This is a genomic window from Massilia arenae (assembly GCF_008014745.1).
Classification (GTDB): domain Bacteria; phylum Pseudomonadota; class Gammaproteobacteria; order Burkholderiales; family Burkholderiaceae_D; genus Telluria; species Telluria arenae.
In genome coordinates this window covers 1-23040 of record NZ_VPFD01000026.1, presented here as the reverse complement: position 1 = coordinate 23040, position 23040 = coordinate 1, and the positions used below count along the sequence as shown (strand labels likewise).

The following is a 23040-nucleotide window of genomic DNA, read 5'->3' as shown; positions in this document are numbered from 1 at the left end:
GGCCACGCGCTTATGACTCGTATATGTAGATAAAGCACAAAATCGAAACATCGCGTGTATCCGTTAGCGATCAGTAGACGATTGGAATAGGTCCGAGCCACCTACCGTTACTCAAATCAACAGATCCGATTAACCTCTAAAATTGATCAGTTCTGGATAGTAGTAAGAATTCCGTTTTGAAAGTATAGATAGGAGCCGTCGTAAACCCACTGCTCGAAGCTGCCTGCCACTGTGGTCGTACGGTTTACATCGTCTGGACTCCCCCAATTCGAGGCCAGAACTTGCTTTTTCGTCATCCCGATACGCACACCACCTTTTTTTGCATTTGCTTTCGCAACCGCTATACGTGCCTGCTCCGCTTTTTTTACCTCAACTTCCCGAGCGAGACGCTCGCGCTCTAATTCCTCGCTTTTTTCACGTTGCTGGCGACTATAGCGCTCAAGAATTTCGCGCGGGTCCTCAGCGAAAACATAAATATTCCCATAGCTTGCAGAATCCAAATTTCGAGCCATCGTCACTGGGTCGGGGATCATGACATTATCTACAAGTTGACGTCGTGGAAGGCCAGTGTAAGTGCCGAGCGACGACGCTTCCATATATGCCATCGTTCCGTCCTCAAGCCTTAGCTTATAGACGTAAGCGTCTTGCAACCCAGACCTTGATTTACCAAGAACGAGCACTTCCAGAATTTCGAATTTCGTCAGCGAACTCGGAAAGATTTCCTGTTCGTAACAAACTATCCCATGCCGGTCCGGGCTAGCGCTAAGATGAAGTCTGTATCGGGGATATTGCTCAGTGCCAGGACGATACCAGAACATTTTTCCAACGAGCTCTGCGTAGTACTCATTAGGCATGGGCTTAGTCTTGCTTATACGCTGACTCCGCTCCTCAGCCGTTTCATACGTACGCTCGGCCTGTGCCTGCGAATAATCGGCAAGAGTAAACAGCCACAAAATAGCGAGAATCTTTTTCACACGAGTCTAACTAGAATCAAATCGAATTAAATATGAGCCGGCCTACATTCTGCGCTAGCCATCACACTCGAGTTAGCGCAGATGGCGGCTCCAGTCAGCCTGCAGATTTTTTGTCAGCGCGACTGCGACAACAATAGAGTAAAGCGTCATGCAAGTAACTAGTGGACTTGCTAAACCATGTCGGCGAACGCCACGCGATCGGTTGTCGCATTACGCGCATCCTCAACCCGCACCTTGTGCGAAGCCAGGAGCCCCTCAAGCGACGAATTCATCGTATGGCATCCCGCATCGATCCCCTTGTTCATCTGCGCCCGAATGCCACCCAGATCCCCCGCCTCGAGCATGCGCACGACCGCCGGACTCGGCGTCAGACACTCGGTCGCCAGATAATAGCGATTGCCCTCGACCGACGGCAGCAAGGCCTGGCACAAGATGCCGCGCAAGGCATGCGCCAATGCCTGCGCCTGCGCCTCCGAATTACCCAGCAGGCGCAACATCTTTTGCAGCCCGAGCTCGGTCGACCGCGCATGCAAGGTCGCCAGCACCAGCGGTCCCGACTCGGCCAGCGCCAACGCCTCCTGCGCCGTCTGCGCATCGCGGATCTCGCCGATCACGATGACATCCGGCCGCTCGCGCAGCGCGTCCAGCGCCCCCAGGTAGTAACTCTCGACGTCCCCATCCTCCCCCACCTCGCGCTGCGTGATGATGCACTTGCGCTGCGGGATCAGGGTCTCGACCGGATCTTCGATGGTGATGATATGCCCCGAACGCTGGCGATTGATCTCATCGAGGATCGAGGCAATGGTGGTCGACTTGCCCTGGCAGGTATCGCCAATGATCAGCACCAGCCCGCTGGTCAAGCGCGCGAACTCGCGCTCGTCATCCCACAGGCCAAGATCACTCAGCGCAATCGGTTCCTTCGGAAAGCGCCGAATCACGCACCCGATGCGCTTGCCGCCCTGGAAGCGGAAGCAGTTGGCACGAATGCGCGCCGTGTGCAAATCGATCGAACGGTCGAAGGCGCGCGAGGCGATGCGCTGCGGCCAGTTCGGCTCGATCACGTCGAAGAATTCTTCCAGCTCTTCCTTCGTGATCGGCGAATCGGTCACCGCCACCAGGCCTTTCGGCTGGCGCAGCATCAGCGGGCTGTTCTGATGGATGATGATGTCCGAGAACACCAGCTTCGAGTTGAGCAGGTGCAGGATCTGCTGCACCAGGGTCTCGAACACCGGATGGTCTTCGTTTTCGATGTACGAGAGGGTCGGGATCTGCGAGGACTGGTGATGTTCCATCTGGTGCTGACGTAAAAACGAGTTCCAGTCATTATAGAACTGGAATGTTGCACCAGAGTAAAAAAATCGTCAGCGTGACAAACTCGCAACAATGCGTTCGCCAAACACCGTGATCGTCACACCCAGCGCCACCACCAGCGCACCAACCAGGCGCACCGGCGACACCTCGCGCCTGGCCATATTGATCAGCCCAAAATGGTCGATCGCCATCGAGCTAAGCAACTGACCGGCAATCACCAGCACCACCAGGGTCAACAGGCCGATGCGCGGCGCCAGGAACACGGTGCCGAGCACGAAGGCCGCACCCATGAAACCGCCCAGGAATTTCCAGGCCGGCTGCGACGGCAACGCCGCCAGGGTCGCCCCCAGGCCGGACACCCCGCCCTTGGCCATCGCCATCACCAGCAGCGCCACCGTGCCGCAGCTGAATGAGATCAGCGCGGCCATGATCGAATTCGCCCCGATCGAATGGGCCAGCTGGCTGTTCACCGCGGCCTGCGCCGACATCGCAATGCCGATGCAAAATGCCGCAGCCAATAAAATCAGGTTCATCTCAGTACGTCCAAGCAAAAAACGCACGATTCTAGTGCATTCCGGGCCGGCGCGTCGGCTCGCCCGGTCGCGTGCTCGTGCATTTCATCCCCGAAAGGCTGCAATTCGTCGCAAACGGCTCTCCCGGACACGCCCGGCTGGCTACGATGGCTGCCATACCAACGAATCACGGAGTCCACCCATGCCAGCCTTCAAGCCATCCTTCGCTGTACGCACCCTGCTGCTGGCCGCCACCCTCGCCTGCGTGGCCGCGCCGACACCCGCCATGGCCTGGCCCTTTGGCGGCGAAAAAGTCGAAGGCAGCGGCAACGTGACGCGCCAGGCGCGCCAGGTCGAGCGCTTCACCGGCATCGCGCTCGAATTGCCGGCCCAGCTCGAACTACGCATGGGCAATACCGAAGGCATCACGATCGAGACCGACGACAATCTGCAGCGCCTGATCGAGACCGAGGTCGACGACGGCGTGCTGCGCATCCGTCCCACCAAGCGCAATATGAACCTGCGCGCGCGCACCATGAAGATCGTCGTCAATGCGCGCCAGATCGAGCGCCTGTCGCTGGGCGGCTCGGGCACCATCGATACGGACGCACTGCGCGCCTCGACCCTGCGCATCAACCTGGGCGGCTCGGGCAAGATCCGGGTCGCCAGCCTGGACGCCGAAAAAGTCTCGGTTAGCGTCGGCGGCAGCGGCGACTTCCGCGCCAATGGCGGCAAGGCGCGCGACGTGTCGGTATCGATCGGGGGTTCGGGCAATGTCGACCTGGGCAAGGTCGCGGCCGACAGCGCAAGCATCAGCGTGGCAGGTTCGGGCGACGTGACGGTCTGGGCCAGGAACGAATTGAGCATGTCGATCGCCGGCTCCGGCGACGTCAAGTACTATGGCGACCCGAAGCTGCGCAGCTCGGTCGCCGGTTCGGGCAAGTCGCGCCGCCTGGGCGACGCGCCGAACTGATCCGGTAGCGGCGTCTGTTACAGGGCGCCGCGCAGCACTTCGCGCTCGACCTGCACCGTATCCGTGCCGTCGGTCAGCCACACTTGGCCGTCCTGGATCGTGCACTGCAGCTGCATCGAGCGTTGCGCCATCTTTTCCAGTTGCGCGCTGATCTCGGAAGGGATGTTGATCACGCTGACGTTTTTCGCGCGCTCGATCTTGTTGGCCAGGCCCTTGAACCAGATGCTGCTGGTCGCGCTATAGCTGTACACCACCACCTTTTCGGCGCGGCCGGCCGCCTTCAGCAGGCGCTTCTCGTCCGGTTGGCCGACTTCGATCCAGGTCTGGATGGCGCCGGTCAGGTCCTTCAGCCACAGCGCCGGTTCTTCGACGTCGAACAAATCCTTGCCATAGGCGAGCGCCGGATCGGCGTGCAGGGCGAAGGCCAGCACACGGATCATCACGCGCTCTTCGGTCTCGGACGGATGCCGGGCGATGATCAGGGCGTGTTCCTGATAATAGTTTCGGTCCATGTCGGCGATCGACAGGTCGGCCTTGTAGATGGTCGCTTTGATAGCCATTGTTGCGTGCGCTTGTAGGTGCTGGTGGATGAAAACCCGCTATTGTCGCATGCGCGGCGACTGCCGGGTTCCCTGCCGGTATAGACTAGCCGTCTTACCGAATATGGAGCCCGCGATGACCAATGCTTTTCCTCCGAACCAGCAGTTCCTGCTCGCCGCCCGTCCGGTCGGGCTGCCCAAGCGCGAAGACTGGCAGTTCCACGAACAGGCCGTGCCCGAACCCGGCGAAGGCGAGGTCGTGGTCAAGGTGCTGTACCTGTCGCTCGACCCGGCCATGCGCGGCTGGATGAACGAGGGCAAATCGTATATCCGCCCGGTGGCGATCGGCGAAGTCATGCGCGCCGGCGGCGTCGGCGTGGTGGTGGCTTCGCGTTCGCCGCGCTTCACCGTGGGCGAGCACGTGATGGGCGGCACCGGCGTGCAGCGCTACTGGTCCGGCCCGGCCGACGACAAGACCGCCAACCTGGCCAAGATCGATCCGCAGGTAGGCCACCTGACCGCCTGGCTCAACCTGCTGGGCATGCCCGGCATGACGGCATACTTCGGCCTGCGCGAAGTCGGCCAGGCCAGGGCCGGCGAGACGGTGGTGGTGTCGGGCGCGGCCGGCGCGGTCGGCATGACCGTGGGCCAGGTCGCGAAGCAAATGGGCTGCCGCGTGGTCGGCATCGCCGGCGGGGCCGAAAAATGCGCCTTCGTCGTCGACCGCCTCGGCTTCGATGCCTGCATCGACTACAAGGCCGGCAACGTCGGCGCCGCCCTCAAACAGCATTGCCCGCAGGGCGTCGACGTCTATTTCGACAACGTCGGCGGCGAGATCCTCGACACCGTCCTCACCCGTATCAATATGAAGGCGCGCATCGTGATCTGCGGCGCGATCTCGCAGTACAACGTGACCGAACCGGTCAAGGGTCCGGCCAACTACCTGGCGCTGCTGGTCAACCGCGCGCGCATGGAAGGCATGATCGTGTTCGACTATGCGGCGCGCTATCCCGAAGCCGTGGCCCAGCTCGGCGAATGGCTCAAGGATGGCGCGATCCAGAGCCATGAATACGTGGTCGATGGCTTCGAGCAGTTCCCGCAGGCGCTGCTGATGCTGTTCGAAGGCCGCAACCTCGGCAAGCTGGTGCTCAAAGTGGCGGATGCCTAGAACTTGTCGCCGGCTCCATGGTCGTACAGGTCAGGGCGCCTCGACCTGCCTCCATGGAGCTGGCCATGCTGTCCCTTTTCGAACAATTCTCCGCCAACCCGGCGCTGCAAGGCCAGTTCAATCCGCAACTGGGCGCGCCGCTCAATGCGCAACTGGCCACCCAGCTGGGCGCGCAAGCGAACCTGCTGGCCACGCTGTCGCAGCGCAGCCATGAGCTGCTGGCGCGCCTGACCGAGCTGAACCTGCAGATGGCGCGCCACGTCGTCGAGACCGCGCTCGACACCGGCCGCCAGCTCGCCGCCTGCACCGATCCCCTGCAACTGGCCCCTACCGCGATGCGCGGCTGGCAGCCGCTGGGCGAACACGTGCGCGCCTGGCAGCAGGGCCTGATGGGCGTGATGGCCGAAGCCCAGACCGGCCTCGGCCACGCAGCCGCGCTGGCGCCAGTGCCCGCCAAGCGTCCCGCCTGAGCCGACCAGGGCGCCGTGTGGCGACGGGGCGGAACTAACGCTCACCACGTTTCTCTAAACGCAAGAGCGCAGCCTGAGATGGCTCCAAGTGCGTTCATGCATAACGTACGGCCTCTACAACTGACAGCCCCAAGGGCACAAGGAGATCGACATGGCGACCAGCAAGGAGAACGGAGCAAAGAGCAGCAGCCAGGGCAGCGCCCAGAAGAGCGGGCCGCCCGCCAAGCGCGGCTTCGCGGCAATGGACCAGAACCAGCAGCGTGAAATCGCCAGCAAGGGCGGCCAGGCGGCGCACCAGAAAGGCACGGCGCACGAATTCGATTCCGAAGAAGCGCGCCGCGCCGGCCAGAAAGGCGGCGAGGCCGTGAGCCGCAACCGGGCCCATATGGCCGACATCGGCCGCAAGGGTGGCGAAAGCCGGCAATCGGCGCAGCGCGCAGCAGCCGCCACGGCCGCGGCCTCGCAGAAGGGCAACCGCCAGGGAGAAGACGGCTAGCGCTGCCTGGCTGTTGGCTGTCCACGGGGCGGTCCCGGCGCGGCCCGCGCGGCGCGATCGCCCCTGTGGTACATTGCCGGGCTTATGCCCACCCTGAAATACCTGACCGCCTACCCGGACACCCTGCAAGCACAGGTGAGCGGGCTGATCGAACAGAACCGCCTTGGCGACACTTTGCGCCGCCGCTATCCCGAGCCGCACGGCATCCGCACCGACCGCGCCCTCTACGACTATGTGCAGGAGCTCAAGGACGACTACCTGCGCCAGGCCGCGCCAGTATCGAAAGTCGCCTTCGACAGCAAGATCCAGATCATCCAGCACGCGCTGGGCCTGCACACCGCCATTTCGCGGGTCCAGGGTTCACGCCTGAAGGCCAAGCACGAGATCCGCATCGCCAGCCTGTTTCGCGACGCGCCGCTGCCCTTCCTGCGCATGATCGCCGTGCACGAACTGGCGCACCTGAAGGAAAAGGAACACGACAAGGCGTTCTACAAGCTGTGCTGCTGGATGGAGCCGGAGTACCACCAGCTCGAGTTCGACGTGCGCCTGTACCTGACCTGGCTCGACCTGTCCGGCGAGCGCTTGTGGAGCGGCGACTAGCTCGACTGCGCCGGCGCCGAAGCTGGTGACGCTGGCGGCTGGTGCAGCGGCGACCGTCCGGCGCCATCCGGCTGCGCCGCGCAGCTGCGCGTGCAGCGCTGGAGCGCCGTGTCGCAGGCGCCGAGCCGTGCCATACGGCGTCCGTTGTCGCCGGCGGCATCGATCGCGCGGGTCGCCTGGCCCGGCACCGCGCCCTGGGCCGTGCGTGCCAATGGGTTGCGGTATTCCGGCGTCGACCCGGTCAGCCGCTGCTCCAGCGGCAGCGCCTGGGCGCCAGCGCGGCATTCGCGCTGTTCGGAGGCGCACATCGAGGCGCAGAAGGCCGGATCTGCGGCCAGCGCCGGCGTGGCGACGGACGCGGCCGCAGCCAGGGTTGCGAGGATGATCGACAAGACTGAGCGCTTCATTCCAACCTTTCAGGAAAACGTGGCGGCATGCCATCCTGTCATCCTAGCCTCTTTTTGCACGGCACGGCTCGCGGATGTCCGAACGCATTCAATCGCAATCGTTGCTCGCCAACAACGAACGTTTCGTACAAGTAAATTTCTAACCGGCGGTCACTCGACTTCGCGAACGGGCTCCGCTACAGTCTGCACACTCGGAATTGCCGTCATCCCGAGACCTCCCTCGCTTCCCGCCACTCACATCACATGGTTCAGCAACATACCAGGCGCCTGTCCGCCGCGTTCGCTACGTGCGCGCTCGCTTTCCTGTCCTCCCACGCCAGCGGCGCGGACGCACCCGGCGAGCCGGCCGCACCCACGCCCGTCCTGAAGCTGTCCGGCTTCGGCACGCTGGGCGCGGTGTATGCAGACGCGCGCAGCGCCGACTTCACCGCCTCGGTGCTGCGCGCCGATGGCGCCGGCCATACGCGGGCCTGGAGTCCGGACGTCGACAGCCGCCTCGGCGCCCAGCTCGACCTCGATCTTGGCGCCTGGTCGGGCGTGCTGCAGGTGGTCAGCGAGCAGCGGCTGGACGGCAGCTATGCGCCCCAGCTCGAATGGGCCAATATCAAGTACCAGCTCACGCCCGACCTGGCCGTGCGCGCCGGCCGCATCGCCCTGCCCGTCTTCCTCGGCGCCGAATCGCGCAAGGTCGGCTACACGATTCCCTGGGTGCGCACGCCGGTCGAGGTCTACGGTTCCCTGCCGATCTCCAGCAGCGACGGCCTCGACGCCACCTGGCGCTGGAGCACGGGTTCCGTGCTGCATGCCACCCAGGTATTCGCCGGCCGCACCGACCAGGACTTGCGCAACGGGTTGCGCATCAAGGCCGAGGACATCGTCGGCCTGTCGCACAGCATCGAACGCGGCGCCGTCAGCGCGCGCCTGTCGGCCGCCAGCGGACGCCTGAACACCGCCATCGGCGAGGAATTGTTCACCGTGCTGCGCCGCTTCGGGCCGGCCGGCGATGCGCTGGCCGACCGCTACGAGATCAGGGACAAACACGTCTCCATGGTCAGCATCGGCATGAGCGTCGATCCGGGCGCCTGGTTCATGACCGGCGAGTGCGGCCGCACCCGCACCGATTCGCTGCTGGGCGGCGGCACGTCGATGTATGTCGGCGCGGGCCTGCGCCGCGGCGCCCTGACGCCCTACGCCGGCTATGCCCAGGTGCGCGCCGACGTCCCGACCCGCGATCCCGGCCTGCCGCTGGAAGGCCTGCCGCCGCCGCTGGCCGCGGCGGCAGGCCAGATCAACGCCGGCATCAACGATTTCCTGGCGACGATCCCGGTGCAGTCCACCTGGAGCGCCGGCCTGCGCTGGGATGCGGCGACCAATATCGCGCTCAAGCTGCAGCTCGACCGGGTGCGTCCGCGCGACGGCTCGCGCGGCACGTTGATCAACAACCAGCCCGACCTGCGTCCCGACCGCGCGGTGCACGTCGGCAGCGTGGCCCTGGACTTCGTGTTCTGATGCGCGCTCTCTTTCGCTCACCTCGGCGCATGTTCGCCGCCCTTGCCCTCAGCCTGGCTGCCGCCAACGCCTCGGCCGAACTGGTGGTGGTGGTCTCCAGCCGCAGCCAGGTCGCCGCGATCAATGCCGACCAGGTGGCCGCGATCTTCCTCGGCCATGCCAGCCGCTTCCCGGACGGCACCCAGGCGGTCGCCATCGACCAGCAGCTCGGCGCGCCGCAGCGCGACAGCTTCTACCGCGGACTCACCGGCAAGACGCCGGCCCTGCTCAAGGCGCACTGGTCGAAGATGGTGTTCACCGGCCGCGGCCAGCCACCGCGCGAAGCCAGTGGCGACGCCGGCGTGCGTCGCCTGGTGGCCGGGAATCCGGCGATGATCGGCTATATCGAACGCGAGGCGCTCGACGCCTCGGTGCGCGCCGTGCTGGTCCTGCCGTGAGGATGCGATGAACACGCTCGCATCCATCGCCACGCCGGCCGCGCCGTCTCCGAGCCGGGCGCGCCGCAAGCCCGCGCGCTGGCTCGCACTCGCGCTCGAGACCCACATCTCGCTGCCGCTGTTCGCCCTGTTCCTGCTGGGCGCCATGTGGTTCGCCACCCTACACGTGATCGAGGCGGAACGCAGCACCGCGGCGACGGCGGCGCGCGACGCCACCCACGAGCTGCTCGACACCTATGAAGCCCAGATGGCGCGCAGCCTGAGCAATATTGACCAGACCCTGCGCGTGCTGAAATACGCGGTCGAGCAGAACGGCGCACAAGGCGCGCTGCCCGCGCTGGCGGCCAAGGGGCTGCTGCCGCCCGGCCTGGTGTTCCAGGTCGAGATCACCGACAGCCACGGGCGGGTGGTGGCCAGCAATCCGGATGCCGGTCCACGCGACCTGTCCGGCGCCAGTTATTTCGAGTTCCATCGCCACATCCGGCACGACCTGCCCTACGTGAGCCAGGCCATCGTCCACCCGCGGGCCGCCGAGCCGCATCTTCATTTCTCGCGCCGCATCGACGACGCCGCCGGCCGCTTCGCCGGGGTGGCGATCGTGGCGGTCGACCCGGCCTATTTCACCAGCTCGTACGAACGCTCGCGCCAGGGCGAACGGGGCCTGCTCGGCCTGGTCGGTGTGGACGGCGTGGTGCGCGCGATGCGCATCGGCGAACAGGTCTCATGGGGCCAGTCCTACACGCCCGGCCCCACCGACCTGGTCGGCCTGCGGGCCTGCCGCATCGATGGCGAGACGCGCTACACCACCACCCGGCCGTTGGGCGGCTTCCCGCTGCTGGCGGTGGCCGGCCTGTCGGAAAGCGAACAGATGGCGCAATTTCGCCAGCAGCGGCGCGCCTGGCTGCTGGGCGCCGGCGCCGGCAGCACGCTGCTGGTGGCGGTGGTGATCCTGGTCAGCGCCTGGTCCTGGCAACTGGCCAAGGCGCGCCGGCGCGAGCGCCAGGCCCAGGAAACCTATGCCGCGGCCTCGGAAGCCAGTCCCGACGCCTTCTTCGTCCTGCGCAGCATCATGAACCAGCGGGGACGCGTGACCGACTTCACCATCGTCACCACCAACAGCCGCGCCGAACAGCTCACCGGCCTGCGCAAGGAACAGCTGGCCGGCCAGCGCATGTCGGTGATGCTGCCTGGGGCCTTCAGCGCCGGCATCTTCGCCGACCTGGCCGCAGTGGCCCTGGACGGCGTCACGCACGAAACCGAATGGCTGGCGCGTTCGCTGCCGCAGGGGGAGCGCTGGCTGTACCGCCAGGCGGTCGCGGTCGAGGACGGCGTGGTGGTGATCGTGCGCGACGTCACCGAGCGCAGGCTGGCCGAAGGCCGCATCCGCCACCTGGCCCACCACGACGACCTGACCGGCCTGCCTAACCGCAGCCTGCTGCGCGAACGCCTGGACGGGGCGATCGCGACTGCGGCCGGCGACGGCAGCGCGGTAGGCCTGGCCTTCATCGACCTCGATGGCTTCAAGCTGGTCAACGATGCGCTCGGCCACAACGCCGGCGACGCGCTGTTGAAGGTGGTCGGCGCGCGCATGGCGCGCTGCCTGGGCGCGGGCGACACGCTGGCGCGTTTCGGCGGCGACGAGTTCGTGATCCTGCTGCCCGCCCTGTCGGGCGAGCCGGCCGCCATCGCGCCGCTGCTTGAACAGGTGCGCGAGGCGGTCACCGAGCCGGTGCTGGTCGAGGGCCAGGAGGTGCAGGTCAGCTGCAGCATCGGCGTGACCTTCTACCCGCGCGACGGCATCGACGCCAACGCCCTCATGATGCACGCCGACGTCGCCATGTACCGCGCCAAGGAGCTGGGCAACGACAACGTCCAGTTCTACGCCAGCGAGATGAACGCCAGCATCGACGAGAAGCTGGGCCTGCTGGAGGGCTTGCGTGCGGCGTTGGATAGCTGCCAGGATGACGATGCCGGCGCCTGCCAATTCGAGCTGCTGTACCAGCCCAAGGTCGACCTGCGCTCTGGCCGCCTGTTCGGCGTCGAGGCACTGATCCGCTGGCACCATCCGGAACAGGGCCTGGTCTCGCCCGATCGCTTCATCGGCCTGGCCGAAGAGAGCGGACTGATCGTCCCGATCGGCGAATGGGTGCTGCGCACCGCCTGCGCCCAGAACGTCGCCTGGCGCGCCGCCGGCCTGCCGCCAATCAGCATGTCGGTCAACGTCTCGGCGCGCCAGTTCGAGGACAAGCGCCTGGTCGAGCGCATCGCCGACGCCCTGGGCGCAAGCGGCCTGCCGCCCCAAGACCTCGAGGTCGAGGTGACCGAGAGCCTGATCATGCGCGACCTGGGCCGCTCGGTCGACAAGATGCGCGAGCTCGAGGCGATGGGCGTGTCGCTCTCGATCGACGACTTCGGCACCGGCTACTCCAGCCTGTCGGCGCTGAAATCGTTCCCGATCACCCGCCTCAAGATCGACAAGTCCTTCGTCGCCGACCTGGCCAGCTGCGCCGACGACCAGGCGATCGCGCTGGCGGTGATCTCGCTCGGTCACAAACTGGACCTGCGCGTGATCGCCGAGGGCGTCGAGACCGAGCAGCAGCGCGACTTTTTGCGCGCCAACGACTGCGACGAGATGCAGGGCTATCTGTTCAGCCGCCCGCTGCCGGCCCAGGCGCTGGCGCGACTGCTGGCCGACGGCCACGGAGTCGTCGCGTGAAGCCGGTGCGCGACACCACCAGCGTCCTGCTGGGCGCCGAGCCCGCGCTGCGGCGCATGCTCAATTACTGGATCGCCACCGCCCTGCTGTACCTCGCCGCCATCGTGCTGATGGCCTGCCAGGTGGCGGCCGGCCACACGCCGCGCGAACCGGCCCTGCTGCTGGGCGCGACCGCCGCCGCCGGCACCCTGGTCTCGTATGCGCTGATCCGCTTCAGCACGGCGCTGGATCTCGCGCCGGACGTGCTGGCGATGCTGCAGTCGGTGTTCGCGATCGGCTGCTGCATGGCGGGTTACGCGATCTCCGGACCGGTGCGCGCCGCGCTGCTGTGCATGACGGTGGTGATCATCGCCTTCTGCGCCGTCGCCCTGCGCCCGCGCCAGACCATGTTCCTGTCGGCCGTCACGCTGGGCGGCATGGGCAGCGTCATGTGGTGGCTGCAGGCGGGCGACCCGCTACGCCATCCGCCGGCGGTGGAAGCGATGAACTTCGGCTACCTGGCGGCGGCGCTGCTGTCCACCGCCCTGCTGTCGAGCGAGATGACCAAGCTGCGCCGGCGCATGAAGCGCAAGAAGCAGGAACTGGAAAAAGCGCTCGAGACCATTCGCACCCTGGCCACGATCGACGAGCTGACGGCCCTGGCCAATCGCCGCCACATGAACGAACTCCTCTGCGCCGAGGAACGGCGCCAGCCGCCCGGCGCGGGCAGCTGCGTGGCCCTGCTCGACATCGACTTCTTCAAGCAGGTCAACGACCTCCACGGCCACGCACTGGGTGACGCCGTGCTGCGCGAGTTCGCCAACGCCGCGCGCGGCGCACTGCGCGCGCACGACACGCTGGCGCGCTGGGGCGGCGAGGAATTCCTTCTGCTATTGCCGGACGCGGCGCCGCACGACGCGCGCCAGGTGCTCGAGCGCATGGCCGACCACGTGCATGCCTTGCGGGTCGAGGGGCTCGATCCCGCGCGCCGCATCAGTTTTTCGGCCGGCCTGGCCGCACGGCGCACGGGCGAGCCGTTCACCGAGGCGATCAGCCGCGCCGACAAGGCGCTGTACCGCGCCAAGGCGTCGGGACGCGACCGGATCGAAGTCGCCTGAAGCGCGATAAAAACCGGCTAGAATTGGGGTCATGCACCCCGACCTGTCCGTCATCGCCGCCTACGTCATGCCCGAGCTGCCGCTGCGCGCCTCCGACGTCGGCTTCCTGTTCGGCACCCGCCACGGCGTGGAAGAGTTCTGCCTGGCCGCCCACGCGCTGTGGGAACGCGGCATGTTCCGCGTGCTGCTGGTGTCGGGCGGCGTCACGCGCGGCGACACGCGGCCAGAGGCCGAGGTGATCGGCGCGCGCCTGGTCGAACTGGGGATGCCGCCGGCGGCCCTGGTGCTGGAAACGGCGGCCACCAATACGGGAGAGAACGTGATCCTCGGCCGCGCCGCGCTGGCCGCGCAGATGGACTTGTCGAAGGTGGGCAGTGTGCTGGCGATCGGCAAGGCCTGCGCCATGCGGCGCTACCTGATGACGCTCGAGCGCCACTGGCCGGGAATGGCGCTGTCGGGCTGCCCGGTCAACTATTTTGGCGTTGCGACGGAGTGCTGGCACGAGCACGCCGAGTTCCGCTCCCGCGTGCTGGCTGAGTACGAAAAAATTCCCGGCTATCTCGAACGGGGCTTCCTCAGCGAGCTGGCCGGCTACGGCGCTTATCCGCGCAATCCCCTGGCTTCGGCGTCGGCCTCGACCGCCGCCTGAACGGCCGGCGCCGGCGCCGCCGCGCGCAGGCGCCGGATCAACTCACCAGGGTCGCTCTCGGCCAGCATCAGGCCCTCGTGCTCGGGCCGCACGAAACCTTCTTCCACCTGGTGGTGCACGAAGGCGCGCAGGCCGTCGTAGAAGCCGTTCACGTTGAGCAGGCCGATCGGCTTGGCGTGGATGCCCAACTGGGACCAGGTGACCATCTCGAACAGCTCTTCCAGCGTGCCCATCCCGCCCGGCATGGCGATGAAGCCTTCCGACAGGTCCGACATCATCGCCTTGCGCTCGTGCATGTCCTTGACCACGAACAGGCGGGTCAGGCCGGCGTGGCCGACCTCGCGCTCGACCAGCGCGCGCGGGATCACGCCGGTGGCTTCGCCGCCCAGGCGCAGCACTTCGTCGGCGATCACGCCCATCAGGCCGACCTTGCCGCCGCCATAGACCAGGGCGATATTGTGCTCGACCATGGCGCGCGCCAGGCCGCGTGCGGCGTCGGCGTACACAGGATTGACGCCGTGGGCGGCGCCGCAATAGACGGCCAGGGATTTCATGGATAAAACCTCAGAAGAAGTCGGCGCCCGGCTTGGCGTCGGCCGACAGTTTTTGGAGATAGTCGTCGGACAGCTTCTCGAACAGCACCCGGGTCTCGCCGCACAGGTAAGGGCCGACCATCGACAGCACCTGGTAGCAGCCGCGCGCCAGCGCGTCGGCGATGGCCTGCTGCTCGCTGTACTTGCGCGGGTTGCGCACGTATTCGAACGACAGCCAGTAGGTCGCCACCACCACCATATTGGTCGCCATGGCGCCGATCTGCTGGTCGGAGGCCTCGAGCGAGCCTTCGCTGCGCAGGTCTTCGCACAGCTGGCGCGCGACCTTGATCTTGTGGGCGTGGATGGCCTTGAAGTGCAGTTCGAGCTTGCGGTTGCGCGACAGCAGGTCGTTCAGGTCGCGGTAGAAGAAGCGGTAGCGCCAGATCAGCTTGAACATATGGTGCAGGTACAGCCACACGTCTTCCATGTTCGAGCGGCGCCCGGCCGGCACCGCGAGCACGCGCTCGATCTCCGCCTCGAACTGGACGAAGATCGAATTGACGATGTCGTCCTTGTTGCGGAAATGGTAGTACAGATTGCCGGGCGAGATATTCATCTCCTCGGCAATGACGGTCGTCGTGATATTGGGTTCACCGAACTCGTTGAACAGCCTGAGCGACAGCTCGAGGATGCGTTCGCGGGTGCGGCGCGGGGCTTTTTGTTGCATGTAGGCCGAAGTTAATAGTGCATTACCGCAAGGATAACATCGAACGGTCGTTCGATGAATCTTTCGATCGGCGCTATCGCATCGCCCCCGTTCAGGCGGCGGCGCGCTGGCTCTGCAGGCGGAAGGCTTCGTCGATCCGTTCGCGCAGGGTGCGCGCGCCCAGCGGCTTGACGTAGTGGCCGTCGGCCACGCCGCTGGCGATCGCCGCCTCGATCTCGGAGAGGTCGGGCTGGCCGGACAGCATCAGGCGCACGGTCTTGGGATAGCGCTCGGCGGCGCGCGCCAGCACTTCGGTGCCGCGCATGCCGGGCATGGCCTGGTCGCACAGGATCACCTCGACCGCTTCGTGGTCAAGCACATCCAGCGCCTCTTCGCCCGAGCAGGCGCTGAGTATGCGGTAGGGCTGGCCCACCAGCATGTCGTTCAGCACACCCAGCATGAAACGGTCGTCGTCGACCAGCAGCAGCGTGCGTTCTTCAGGCGCGGTGCTGGGCCCTTGCGCTGGCACGGGCCGGGCAGCAGGCGCGCTCGCGGCAGCAGGAGCAACTGCAGGAGAAACTGCGGGCGCGGCAGCCAGGAAGGCTTCGAGCTCGGCGACGAAACTCTCCGGTTCGATCGGTTTACTGATGTAGCCGTCGAAGCCGGCGGCCAGCACCTTCTCGCGGTCGCCCGCCATCGCCAGCGCAGTCACGGCCAGGATCGGCACGCCGGATAGCGACGGGTCGGTCTTGAGCGCGGCCAGCACCGCGAAACCATCCATGCCGGGCAGGTTGACGTCGCAGGCGATCAGGTCGGGCCGCTCGCTGCGCGCGGCGGCCACGCCACGCGGGCCGTCGGCGGCCGACAGCGGCGAGTGGCCGTAGGCGCCGAGCAGGAACGACATCAGCTCGATATTTGCTGGGTTGTCTTCGATGATGAGGATACGGGCCACGATGGCGCTCCGGGAATGCGATGTTGACATCACTGTACCACGCGGCGACGCCGTCGTGACTCAGTGATGATGGTGCGCTGCGGCAGTCGCCGCACGGTCGCTGCGCACGGCCTCGATCTCGCCCATGACCATGGCCAGCACACGCGGGTTGCGGCCGAGCGCCACATGGCCCACGCCGCCCAGCGCCAGGTTGCGCGCGCCCGGCAGTTCGCTCGAGGTCTGCGGCGCGATGATGTTGTCGTGGTGGCTGTAGAGCGAGACGATCCGCGCGCGTACCTCGGGCGCTTCGCCGCCCGCGAGCGCGTTGAGCCAGGCGCATTCGGGTCCGGCCACGCCCATGCGCCGCATCTGGCCCGCATTAATGCCCAGGCCGAAGGCGGCCAGGCAGGTGCCGTGGTGCGGCGTGCCGAGCGTGATGAGGCGCGCCACCCGCTCCACGCCATGGGTGCGCATCCAGGCGCGCGCCGCCAGCCCGCCCATGCTGTGGGCGACCACGATCAGCTGCGCCGCGCCGGCCTGCGCGCGCAGCTGCTGCGCCGCTTCCTCGATGCGCGCGGCATAGCCGTCGATGTCACCGGTCAGCGGTTCCAGGTCGAGCGTGGCGTGGCTGATGCGCGCCGCATCCAGCCGCGGCGCCAGATGCGCCCAGTAGCCGCTGTTGCAGCCGTAGCCGTGCACCAGCAGCACCGGCGGCGCCGTCGAGCCGGGGTGGATGCGGGTGTGCGCCCGCGCGCGCGGCATGTGCCAGGAGGTCATCAGCATGCTGGTGCTGAACTCTTCCCAGAGCATTTTCAGGGCGGCGCCCGGGGTGACCCGATAGTCGGGCGGCGTCGGGCTGGCGGCGCGCGCCGCCATCAGGAAGTTGTTCGTATTGATAAGCAGGCGCACCAGCGCCACGCTGCCCAGCCCCAGCGCGGCGGCCTGCCAGCCGTTCATCCCGAGCCAATGCATGCCAGCCGCGCCGATGCCGAGCGCCGCCAGCGCCTGCACCAGCAGGAGCCATCGCAGCAGGGTGCGCGAGCTCATGCCAGCGCCACGGCCGGGCGGCCCGTGAGGTTGGCCGTCAGGCCGCTCGCAAGGCGCGCCGTGATGGCGTAGATGGTCAGCTGCGGATTGGCGCCGAGGGAGGTCGGGAACAGCGAGCCGTCATGCACCGACACGTTCGCCAGTCCCCGGTAACGCCCGTTGGGATCGACCACGCCGCGGCGCTCGTCGCCGTCCATGGCGCAGCCGCCCATCACATGGGCCGAGACCACGCGCGTGACGTGGGCGCGCTGCGGCAGGGCCGCGATCTCGCGCCGCGCCTCGGCCCAGGAACGGTAGCGCTGGGCCTTCTCGTGCGCCGGCTGCACGGTGCGGGCGCCGGCCGCGAACTGGATCTCGGCCATGGAGAGCAGCGCGCGGCGCGCGCCGTCCCACAGGTAGTCGTTCAGTTCGTAATCGAGCTCGCCGCTGCCGTCGCTACGCAGGCGCACGATGCCGCCGGGCGACTCGTCATGGAAGCCGTCGCGCAGCAGCGCCAGCATGCCGCCCAGGTGGGCCAGGTCGCGCATCGCCGCCGCATGCTGTTCGCCGAAGCCGCTCATCATGGTGGCCGCCAGCAGCGGATGCACCGGCGGCGTCTCGAGCATATAGCCCATCGGGCCGTCGATCGGATCGCGCGACAGGAAGTGGTCGGAATACACGCTCTGCGGCGCCCCGGCCCAGCCCTCGACCCGCTTCTCGTAGAAGCCGGCCGAGATCAGGGTCGGGTGCAGGAAGGTGCGCTTGCCGAGCTGTCCGCTGGGATCGGGCGCCTTCGAACGCAGCAGCAGCGCCGGGGTATTGATGGCGCCGCCCGCGACCACGAAGTGGCGCGCGCGCAGGCGCAGCTCGCGCCCGCTGGGCAGCACGCCATCGGCGCCGAGCGCGCTGCAGACCAGTTCCTCGGCCTTCTGGCCGCGCAGCCGCAGGCGTTCGGCGCGCGCCCGCGTAATCAGCGTGGCGCCATTATCGAGCGCCGCCGGGATGCTGGTGACCAGCATCGACTGTTTGGCATTGGTGGGGCAACCCATGCCGCAATAGCCCAGGTTCCAGCAGCCCTGCACGTTGCGGCGGATGGCGGCGCTCGGGATGCCGAGCTTTTCCGCGCCGCGGCGCAGGATGGCGTTGTTCTCGTTCGGCCCCACCAGCCAGTCGACCACGCCGGTGCGGCGCTCGGCCATGGCGAACCAGGGCGCCAGCTCGTCGTTCGATGCGAATGCCAGGCCGTGGTGATCGCGCCACCAGTCCAGCGTCGGCTGCGGCGTGCGAAAGCTCGAGGTCCAGTTGACCGTGGTCGAGCCGCCGACGGCGCGGCCCTGCAGGATGTTGATCGCCTTGTCGGCCGTCTTGCGCGCGGCCGACTCCTGGTACAGCTGCGGGTAGGCGTCGGCCTCGCGCATCTGAAAATCGCGCGAGGACTTCAAGGGGCCCTCTTCCACCACGATCACCGACAGGCCGGAACGGGCCAGGATCTCGGCGCTGATGGCGCCACCGGCGCCGCTGCCGACGATGACGACATCGGCCTCCAGGGTGCGGTCCTGCTCGAGCGTCGAGGCGTCGATCGTGCGCCAGCCGCGTTTGAGGCCAGCCTCGATCGGATCGGGAATGCGGCCCGTCATGCCGGCACCCGTGGCGGACCGGGATAACCGATCGCCTCCCAGCTGGCCGGCTGGGCATACCAGGCGCCCAGCACCAGGTCGTGCAATGCGCCGTAGGCACTGCGCATCAGCTTGAGGCGGTGCACGCGCCACTCCTGCAGGAAGGCGCTGACGTGGGCGATATCGGCGCTCTCCCAGCCGGTCGGCACGCCGGTGAGCAGGCGCCGCGCGGGACGCAGGGCCAGCAGGCCGAACAAATCCTGCACTTCTTCCTGCGTGGCTTGCGGCAGGCCGCGGATGGCGGCTTCGACGGCGTCGATGGCAGCGCCCAGCTGGCGCTGGCGGCGGCCCGGGTCATGGGCCAGCGCGCCGTCCAGGATGGCCGGTGCGATCGCATGCAGGGCGGCGCGCGCCTCGCCGTCGAGCGCGAAGCCATGCGGTGTTTGCCGATGCGTGACGCGGTACCAGGCGCCGCCGGCGCCCAGCGCCAGCGCGGCCAGGCCGCCGACGGCGAGGAAGGTCCGGCGCGAAGTGTTGCCTGACCCGCTGCCCGACTTGTTGCGTGTATTGCGTGAATTCGCCATGCCCTCAGTGTACGCCATGCGGCTGTACGGACAGCGTGCAATACGGCTCAGCGTGGGGGCCGGTCCTTTAGGATCGCGCTCGCGATGCCGCGCAGGATGTTGACTTCTTCGGTCTCGAGGCCGGTGCGCGCGAACAGGCGCTTCAGGCGCGGCATCAGCTTCTTGGGACTGTCGGCATTCAGGAAGCCGATCGCAACCAGCGCCTGTTCGAGGTGCGCATACATGCCGTCGACCTGGGTCACGCTTGCCGCCTCGCCGTGGAAGCCCACGCCACGCGCGTCGATGCCGTCGCCCACCGCGGCCATGCGCGCTTCGTAGGCCAGCACCTGGGCCGCCTGCGACAGGTTGAGCGACGAGTAGTCCGGGTTGGCCGGGATGTTGATCAGGACGTTGCAGCTTTCGACGATCCCGTTCGGCAGGCCGACCCGCTCATTGCCGAACACGATGGCCGGGCGCAGGTCGGGCTGGCTGCCGGCATGGTCGGCGAAGGCGCGCGGGGTCCAGACCGGCGGCGAGAATTCGCGCAGGCGGGCCGAGACCGCGGCGGCGAAGTTGCAGCCATCCAGCGCCGCGTTGATGTCGGCGACGATGCGCGCGTTGGAGAGCACGTCGATGGCGCCACTGGCGAAGGCTACCGCTTCGGGGTCGGTCTGCGGGTTCTCGCATTTGGGGGCGACCAGCACCAGGTCGGAAAAGCCCATCGTCTTCATAGCGCGCGCGACCGAGCCGACGTTGCCGGCGCGGCTGGTCTCGACCAGGACGAAGCGGAGGCGTTTGAAAAGAGAAGTGTCGGTTTGGGTCGGGTTCATTTACAATAGCGACCATCGCGCATTGCGGACGGTTTTTCAGGATGGCGGGGACAAGCCCGCGATTGTAGCCGTTTCGACACTGCCCTGCTCTTTAATCACTCTTCAATAGCTGATCGTTCACGACGCCCCCAAGGTGCGTGAGTGGGCGTTCGCGTTTTTTACGGATAAGCCTCCATGCACCCAATGCTCAACACGGCCATCAAGGCCGCCCGCCGCGCCGCCACCGTCATCAACCGTGCGTCCTTCGATATCGATCGCATCGTCGTCTCTGAGAAGCAACACAACGATTTCGTCACCGACGTCGACCAGGCGGCGGAGCAAGCAATCGTCGAGACCCTGCTCAAGGCCTATCCCGACCACGCCATCCTGGCGGAAGAAAGCGGCGCGTCCAGCAACTTGAACGACGAGAGTGAAAACGTGTGGATCATCGACCCGATCGATGGCACCACCAACTTCCTGCACGGCTATCCTAACTACTGCATCTCGATCGCGCTCAAGCAGCGCGGCGTGATCACCAATGGCCTGGTCTACGACCCGGTCCGCAACGACCTGTTCACCGCGACCAAGGGCGCCGGCGCCTACCTGAACGACAAGCGCATCCGCGTGCGCCCGACCGAGCGTATCGGCCGCGCCCTGCTGTCGGCCGGCCACGGTCCCGATCCACGCGCGCTGGCCGAATACCTGCGCATGTACGAAGTGGTCGCCTCGCGCAGCCACGGCGTGCGCAGCGGCGGCTCGGCGGCGCTGGAACTGGCGAACGTCGCGGCCGGCCGCATCGACGGCTATTTCGAAAAAGGCCTCAAGGTCTGGGATATCGCGGCCGGCGCCCTGCTCGTGACCGAAGCAGGCGGCATCGTCGGCGAATTCGACGGCGAGTCCGATTACCTGAACAAAGGCGATGTGATCGCCGCCGGTCCGAAGGTTTTCGGCGCGCTGGTCCCGCTGCTTTCGCCTTTCGCGTAAAATACCGGTTGTACTGGTCGGGCTACTGGCAGGCTGCGCTTGCCGGTAGCCCGCTTGCTTTTGACCAGGCGTCTTACAAAGCATTACATAGTAATGGCGCAAAAACTTTCTATGGTGAAACTAACTTCACTATAATTCCTGCTAACCGCCTTGCGCGGCAGCGTCCGGGCGAGCGCTTGATTGCGCGCCCGCATCAACCCGATTCCAGGACTTGCCGCCACTGTGGCGACGGGCCGTTTTTTACTGAAAAATCTATGTCATTCTCTTCACTTGGTCTCTCTGACGCGATCGTGCGCGCGGTGACCGAACAAGGTTATACCGCCCCGACGCCGATCCAGAGCCAGGCCATCCCGGCCGTCCTGAACGGCGGCGACCTGCTGGCCGGCGCCCAGACCGGCACCGGCAAGACCGCCGGCTTCACCCTGCCGATCCTGCATCGCCTGTCGAGCGACGCTGTGGGCGCCGCCCAGCGCAACAAGACCGCGCCGCGCGTCATCCGCGCGCTGGTGCTGACCCCGACCCGCGAGCTCGCGGCCCAGGTCGAGGAAAGCGTGCGCCTGTACGGCAAGTACACGAACCTGAATTCGGCCGTGATCTTCGGCGGCGTCGGCATCAACCCGCAAATCAAGCTGCTCAAGCAAGGCGTCGACATCCTGGTCGCCACCCCGGGCCGCCTGCTGGACCACGCGGGCCAGGGCACGATCGATCTGTCGAAGGTCGAAATCCTGATCCTTGACGAAGCCGACCGCATGCTGGACATGGGCTTCATCCACGACATCCGCAAAGTGCTGGCCTTGCTGCCGCCGAAGCGCCAGAACCTGCTGTTCTCGGCCACCTTCTCGGACGACATCAAGGCCCTGGCCGACCGTCTGCTGGACAATCCGCAATCGATCGAAGTGGCACGTCGCAACTCGACGGTGGAAGTGATCGCGCAGAAAATCCACCCGGTGGACCGCGACAAGAAGCATCCGATGCTGGCGCACCTGATCAAGTCCAACAACTGGACCCAGGTGCTGGTGTTTACGCGCACCAAGCATGGCGCCAACAAGCTGGTGGAACAGCTGGGCAAGGACGGCATCGGCGCGATGGCGATCCACGGCAACAAGAGCCAGTCGGCGCGCACCAAGGCGCTGGCCGAGTTCAAGGATGGCAGCCTGCAAGTGCTGGTGGCCACCGACATCGCGGCGCGCGGCATCGACATCGACCAGCTGCCGCATGTGGTGAACTATGACCTGCCGAACGTGCCTGAAGACTATGTGCACCGCATTGGCCGTACCGGCCGTGCCGGCGCGACGGGCGAGGCGGTGTCGCTGGTCTGCGTGGACGAGCACCAGATGCTGAAAGACATCGAAAAGCTGATCAAGCAAACCCTGCCACGCGCCGTGATCCCCGGCTTCGAGCCCGACCTGAACGCCAAACCGCAGCCGATCCAGCTGCGCAGCGGCGCACCAGGCCATACGGGCCGCGGCGGTCGTCCAGGCGGCGGTCGTGGCCACGGCGGTGGTGGTGGCGGTGGCGGTGGCGGTGGCGGCAACAAACCGCGCACCCCCGGCACCGGCGCCCCCGCCGCCGCGAAGCGCAACAACGGCCCCCGCCCCGCCTCCGCCGCCCGCCGCGACCGCTAACCCTATTGAGGGTCCATTGAGGGTCAGAGTCGAATTATTGGGAAAGATTGTCACACCACCCAATTCGCCGACTTCACCCTCAGCTTGTTTCAGCCAAGTTATTACCCAAAAATTGGGGTCAGAGTCGAATTAAGTGACAACTTTCGATGTTGTCATTTAATTCGACTCTGACCCTAATTTATTTATTCCCTCCGCTCTATTGAATCGCCCGTCTTTCGGGAACATCGATTCATCCTGCCAATTTTTCTGCCAATTCTCACCAAAGCCTTATTCCCAGGCCATTTTTGGCCTCCAAATTAATTAGGGTCAGATACCGTCTTGGATTGCAAGATTTTTGTGAAGATAATTGGCGTCAAATGGCTTGCCGGTTCGAATGACGCCATAGATCA

General features: G+C 66.2%; 24 protein-coding genes. 12 read left to right on the top strand and 12 right to left on the bottom strand.

The annotated features are described in order from the left end of the window. Nucleotides 1-146 precede the first annotated feature (146 nt). From FVD38_RS26695 to FVD38_RS20490, 3 genes are all read right to left on the bottom strand, one after another. Entirely contained in the window at nucleotides 147-974 is an 828-nt protein-coding gene (locus tag FVD38_RS26695) for a DUF2845 domain-containing protein (RefSeq protein ID WP_222706953.1), read from the bottom strand. A 170-nt stretch (nucleotides 975-1144) separates the two neighbouring features. Continuing rightward, nucleotides 1145-2266: a type IV pilus twitching motility protein PilT gene (locus FVD38_RS20495; RefSeq protein ID WP_147936504.1), complete on the bottom strand. Its 1122-nt coding sequence runs from the start codon at nucleotides 2264-2266 to the stop codon at nucleotides 1145-1147. 69 nt (nucleotides 2267-2335) lie between these two features. Then, entirely contained in the window at nucleotides 2336-2818 is a 483-nt protein-coding gene (locus tag FVD38_RS20490; RefSeq protein WP_147936503.1) for a DMT family transporter, read from the bottom strand. A 181-nt stretch (nucleotides 2819-2999) separates the two neighbouring features. On the opposite strand from FVD38_RS20490, the gene FVD38_RS20485 reads away from it, so the two are divergent. Then, entirely contained in the window at nucleotides 3000-3770 is a 771-nt protein-coding gene (locus tag FVD38_RS20485) for a head GIN domain-containing protein (RefSeq protein ID WP_147936502.1), read from the top strand. Between the two features lie 17 nt (nucleotides 3771-3787). Here FVD38_RS20485 and FVD38_RS20480 read toward each other — a convergent pair whose 3' ends face one another. After that, nucleotides 3788-4330: a YaeQ family protein gene (locus FVD38_RS20480; RefSeq protein WP_147936501.1), complete on the bottom strand. Its 543-nt coding sequence runs from the start codon at nucleotides 4328-4330 to the stop codon at nucleotides 3788-3790. A 115-nt stretch (nucleotides 4331-4445) separates the two neighbouring features. Between FVD38_RS20480 and FVD38_RS20475 the strand changes: the two genes are divergently transcribed. The 4 genes from FVD38_RS20475 to FVD38_RS20460 all read left to right on the top strand — a co-directional run bounded on the left by FVD38_RS20475 (nucleotide 4446) and on the right by FVD38_RS20460 (nucleotide 7043). Further along, nucleotides 4446-5477 (top strand): NADP-dependent oxidoreductase, encoded by a 1032-nt coding sequence (locus tag FVD38_RS20475; RefSeq protein ID WP_147936500.1) that lies wholly within the window; start codon nucleotides 4446-4448, stop codon nucleotides 5475-5477. A gap of 65 nt (nucleotides 5478-5542) precedes the next feature. After that, a complete protein-coding gene (locus FVD38_RS20470; RefSeq protein ID WP_187271656.1) occupies nucleotides 5543-5947 on the top strand; it encodes a phasin family protein in 405 nt (134 codons plus the stop codon). A gap of 151 nt (nucleotides 5948-6098) precedes the next feature. Further along, nucleotides 6099-6443 (top strand): KGG domain-containing protein, encoded by a 345-nt coding sequence (locus FVD38_RS20465; protein ID WP_147936498.1) that lies wholly within the window; start codon nucleotides 6099-6101, stop codon nucleotides 6441-6443. A gap of 84 nt (nucleotides 6444-6527) precedes the next feature. Further along, nucleotides 6528-7043, top strand: coding sequence for a M48 family metallopeptidase (locus FVD38_RS20460; protein WP_147936497.1), 516 nt, complete (start codon nucleotides 6528-6530; stop codon nucleotides 7041-7043). Here FVD38_RS20460 and FVD38_RS20455 read toward each other — a convergent pair. Then, nucleotides 7040-7450, bottom strand: coding sequence for a hypothetical protein (locus FVD38_RS20455; protein ID WP_147936496.1), 411 nt, complete (start codon nucleotides 7448-7450; stop codon nucleotides 7040-7042). The genes FVD38_RS20460 and FVD38_RS20455 overlap by 4 nt on opposite strands. A 243-nt stretch (nucleotides 7451-7693) precedes the next feature. On the opposite strand from FVD38_RS20455, the gene FVD38_RS20450 reads away from it, so the two are divergent. Genes FVD38_RS20450 through FVD38_RS20430 form a run of 5 tightly spaced genes read left to right on the top strand, consistent with a single transcriptional unit; the run spans nucleotide 7694 to nucleotide 13858 of the window. Further along, the gene (locus FVD38_RS20450; RefSeq protein ID WP_147936495.1) at nucleotides 7694-8959 is read left to right on the top strand and encodes a hypothetical protein; all 1266 of its coding nucleotides are present in this window, start codon (nucleotides 7694-7696) and stop codon (nucleotides 8957-8959) included. Next, nucleotides 8959-9396, top strand: coding sequence for a phosphate ABC transporter substrate-binding protein (locus FVD38_RS20445; protein WP_147936494.1), 438 nt, complete (start codon nucleotides 8959-8961; stop codon nucleotides 9394-9396). The genes FVD38_RS20450 and FVD38_RS20445 overlap by 1 nt, the downstream gene beginning before the upstream one ends. A gap of 7 nt (nucleotides 9397-9403) precedes the next feature. Next, nucleotides 9404-12112 (top strand): bifunctional diguanylate cyclase/phosphodiesterase, encoded by a 2709-nt coding sequence (locus FVD38_RS20440; RefSeq protein WP_147936493.1) that lies wholly within the window; start codon nucleotides 9404-9406, stop codon nucleotides 12110-12112. Beyond that, complete coding sequence (locus tag FVD38_RS20435; protein ID WP_147936492.1) at nucleotides 12109-13209, top strand: diguanylate cyclase; 1101 nt, start codon at nucleotides 12109-12111, stop codon at nucleotides 13207-13209. The genes FVD38_RS20440 and FVD38_RS20435 overlap by 4 nt, the downstream gene beginning before the upstream one ends. A gap of 31 nt (nucleotides 13210-13240) precedes the next feature. Then, entirely contained in the window at nucleotides 13241-13858 is a 618-nt protein-coding gene (locus FVD38_RS20430) for a YdcF family protein (RefSeq protein WP_147936491.1), read from the top strand. Here FVD38_RS20430 and FVD38_RS20425 read toward each other — a convergent pair. From FVD38_RS20425 to FVD38_RS20395, 7 genes are all read right to left on the bottom strand, one after another. Further along, nucleotides 13810-14412 carry an LOG family protein gene (locus FVD38_RS20425; RefSeq protein WP_147936490.1) on the bottom strand — a complete coding sequence of 201 codons (603 nt, stop codon included), beginning with the start codon at nucleotides 14410-14412 and terminating at the stop codon, nucleotides 13810-13812. The two genes, FVD38_RS20430 and FVD38_RS20425, sit on opposite strands and share 49 nt — an antisense overlap. A gap of 10 nt (nucleotides 14413-14422) precedes the next feature. Then, on the bottom strand, nucleotides 14423-15118 hold the full coding sequence (locus FVD38_RS20420; protein ID WP_123070826.1) for a TetR/AcrR family transcriptional regulator: 696 nt from the start codon (nucleotides 15116-15118) through the stop codon (nucleotides 14423-14425). A 91-nt stretch (nucleotides 15119-15209) separates the two neighbouring features. Continuing rightward, complete coding sequence (locus FVD38_RS20415; protein ID WP_147936489.1) at nucleotides 15210-16049, bottom strand: response regulator; 840 nt, start codon at nucleotides 16047-16049, stop codon at nucleotides 15210-15212. A 60-nt stretch (nucleotides 16050-16109) separates the two neighbouring features. After that, a complete protein-coding gene (locus FVD38_RS20410) occupies nucleotides 16110-17075 on the bottom strand; it encodes an esterase/lipase family protein (RefSeq protein ID WP_147936488.1) in 966 nt (321 codons plus the stop codon). After that, complete coding sequence (locus FVD38_RS20405) at nucleotides 17072-18691, bottom strand: GMC family oxidoreductase (RefSeq protein WP_147936487.1); 1620 nt, start codon at nucleotides 18689-18691, stop codon at nucleotides 17072-17074. The genes FVD38_RS20410 and FVD38_RS20405 overlap by 4 nt, the downstream gene beginning before the upstream one ends. Next, the gene (locus tag FVD38_RS20400; protein ID WP_147936486.1) at nucleotides 18688-19254 is read right to left on the bottom strand and encodes a hypothetical protein; all 567 of its coding nucleotides are present in this window, start codon (nucleotides 19252-19254) and stop codon (nucleotides 18688-18690) included. The genes FVD38_RS20405 and FVD38_RS20400 overlap by 4 nt, the downstream gene beginning before the upstream one ends. Nucleotides 19255-19301: 47 nt before the next feature. Continuing rightward, nucleotides 19302-20063 carry an RNA methyltransferase gene (locus FVD38_RS20395; RefSeq protein WP_147936485.1) on the bottom strand — a complete coding sequence of 254 codons (762 nt, stop codon included), beginning with the start codon at nucleotides 20061-20063 and terminating at the stop codon, nucleotides 19302-19304. Nucleotides 20064-20246: 183 nt separating this feature from the next. Between FVD38_RS20395 and FVD38_RS20390 the strand changes: the two genes are divergently transcribed. After that, nucleotides 20247-21026 carry an inositol monophosphatase family protein gene (locus tag FVD38_RS20390; protein ID WP_147936565.1) on the top strand — a complete coding sequence of 260 codons (780 nt, stop codon included), beginning with the start codon at nucleotides 20247-20249 and terminating at the stop codon, nucleotides 21024-21026. 254 nt (nucleotides 21027-21280) lie between these two features. Continuing rightward, a complete protein-coding gene (locus FVD38_RS20385) occupies nucleotides 21281-22651 on the top strand; it encodes a DEAD/DEAH box helicase (RefSeq protein WP_147936484.1) in 1371 nt (456 codons plus the stop codon). Nucleotides 22652-23040: the final 389 nt, after the last annotated feature.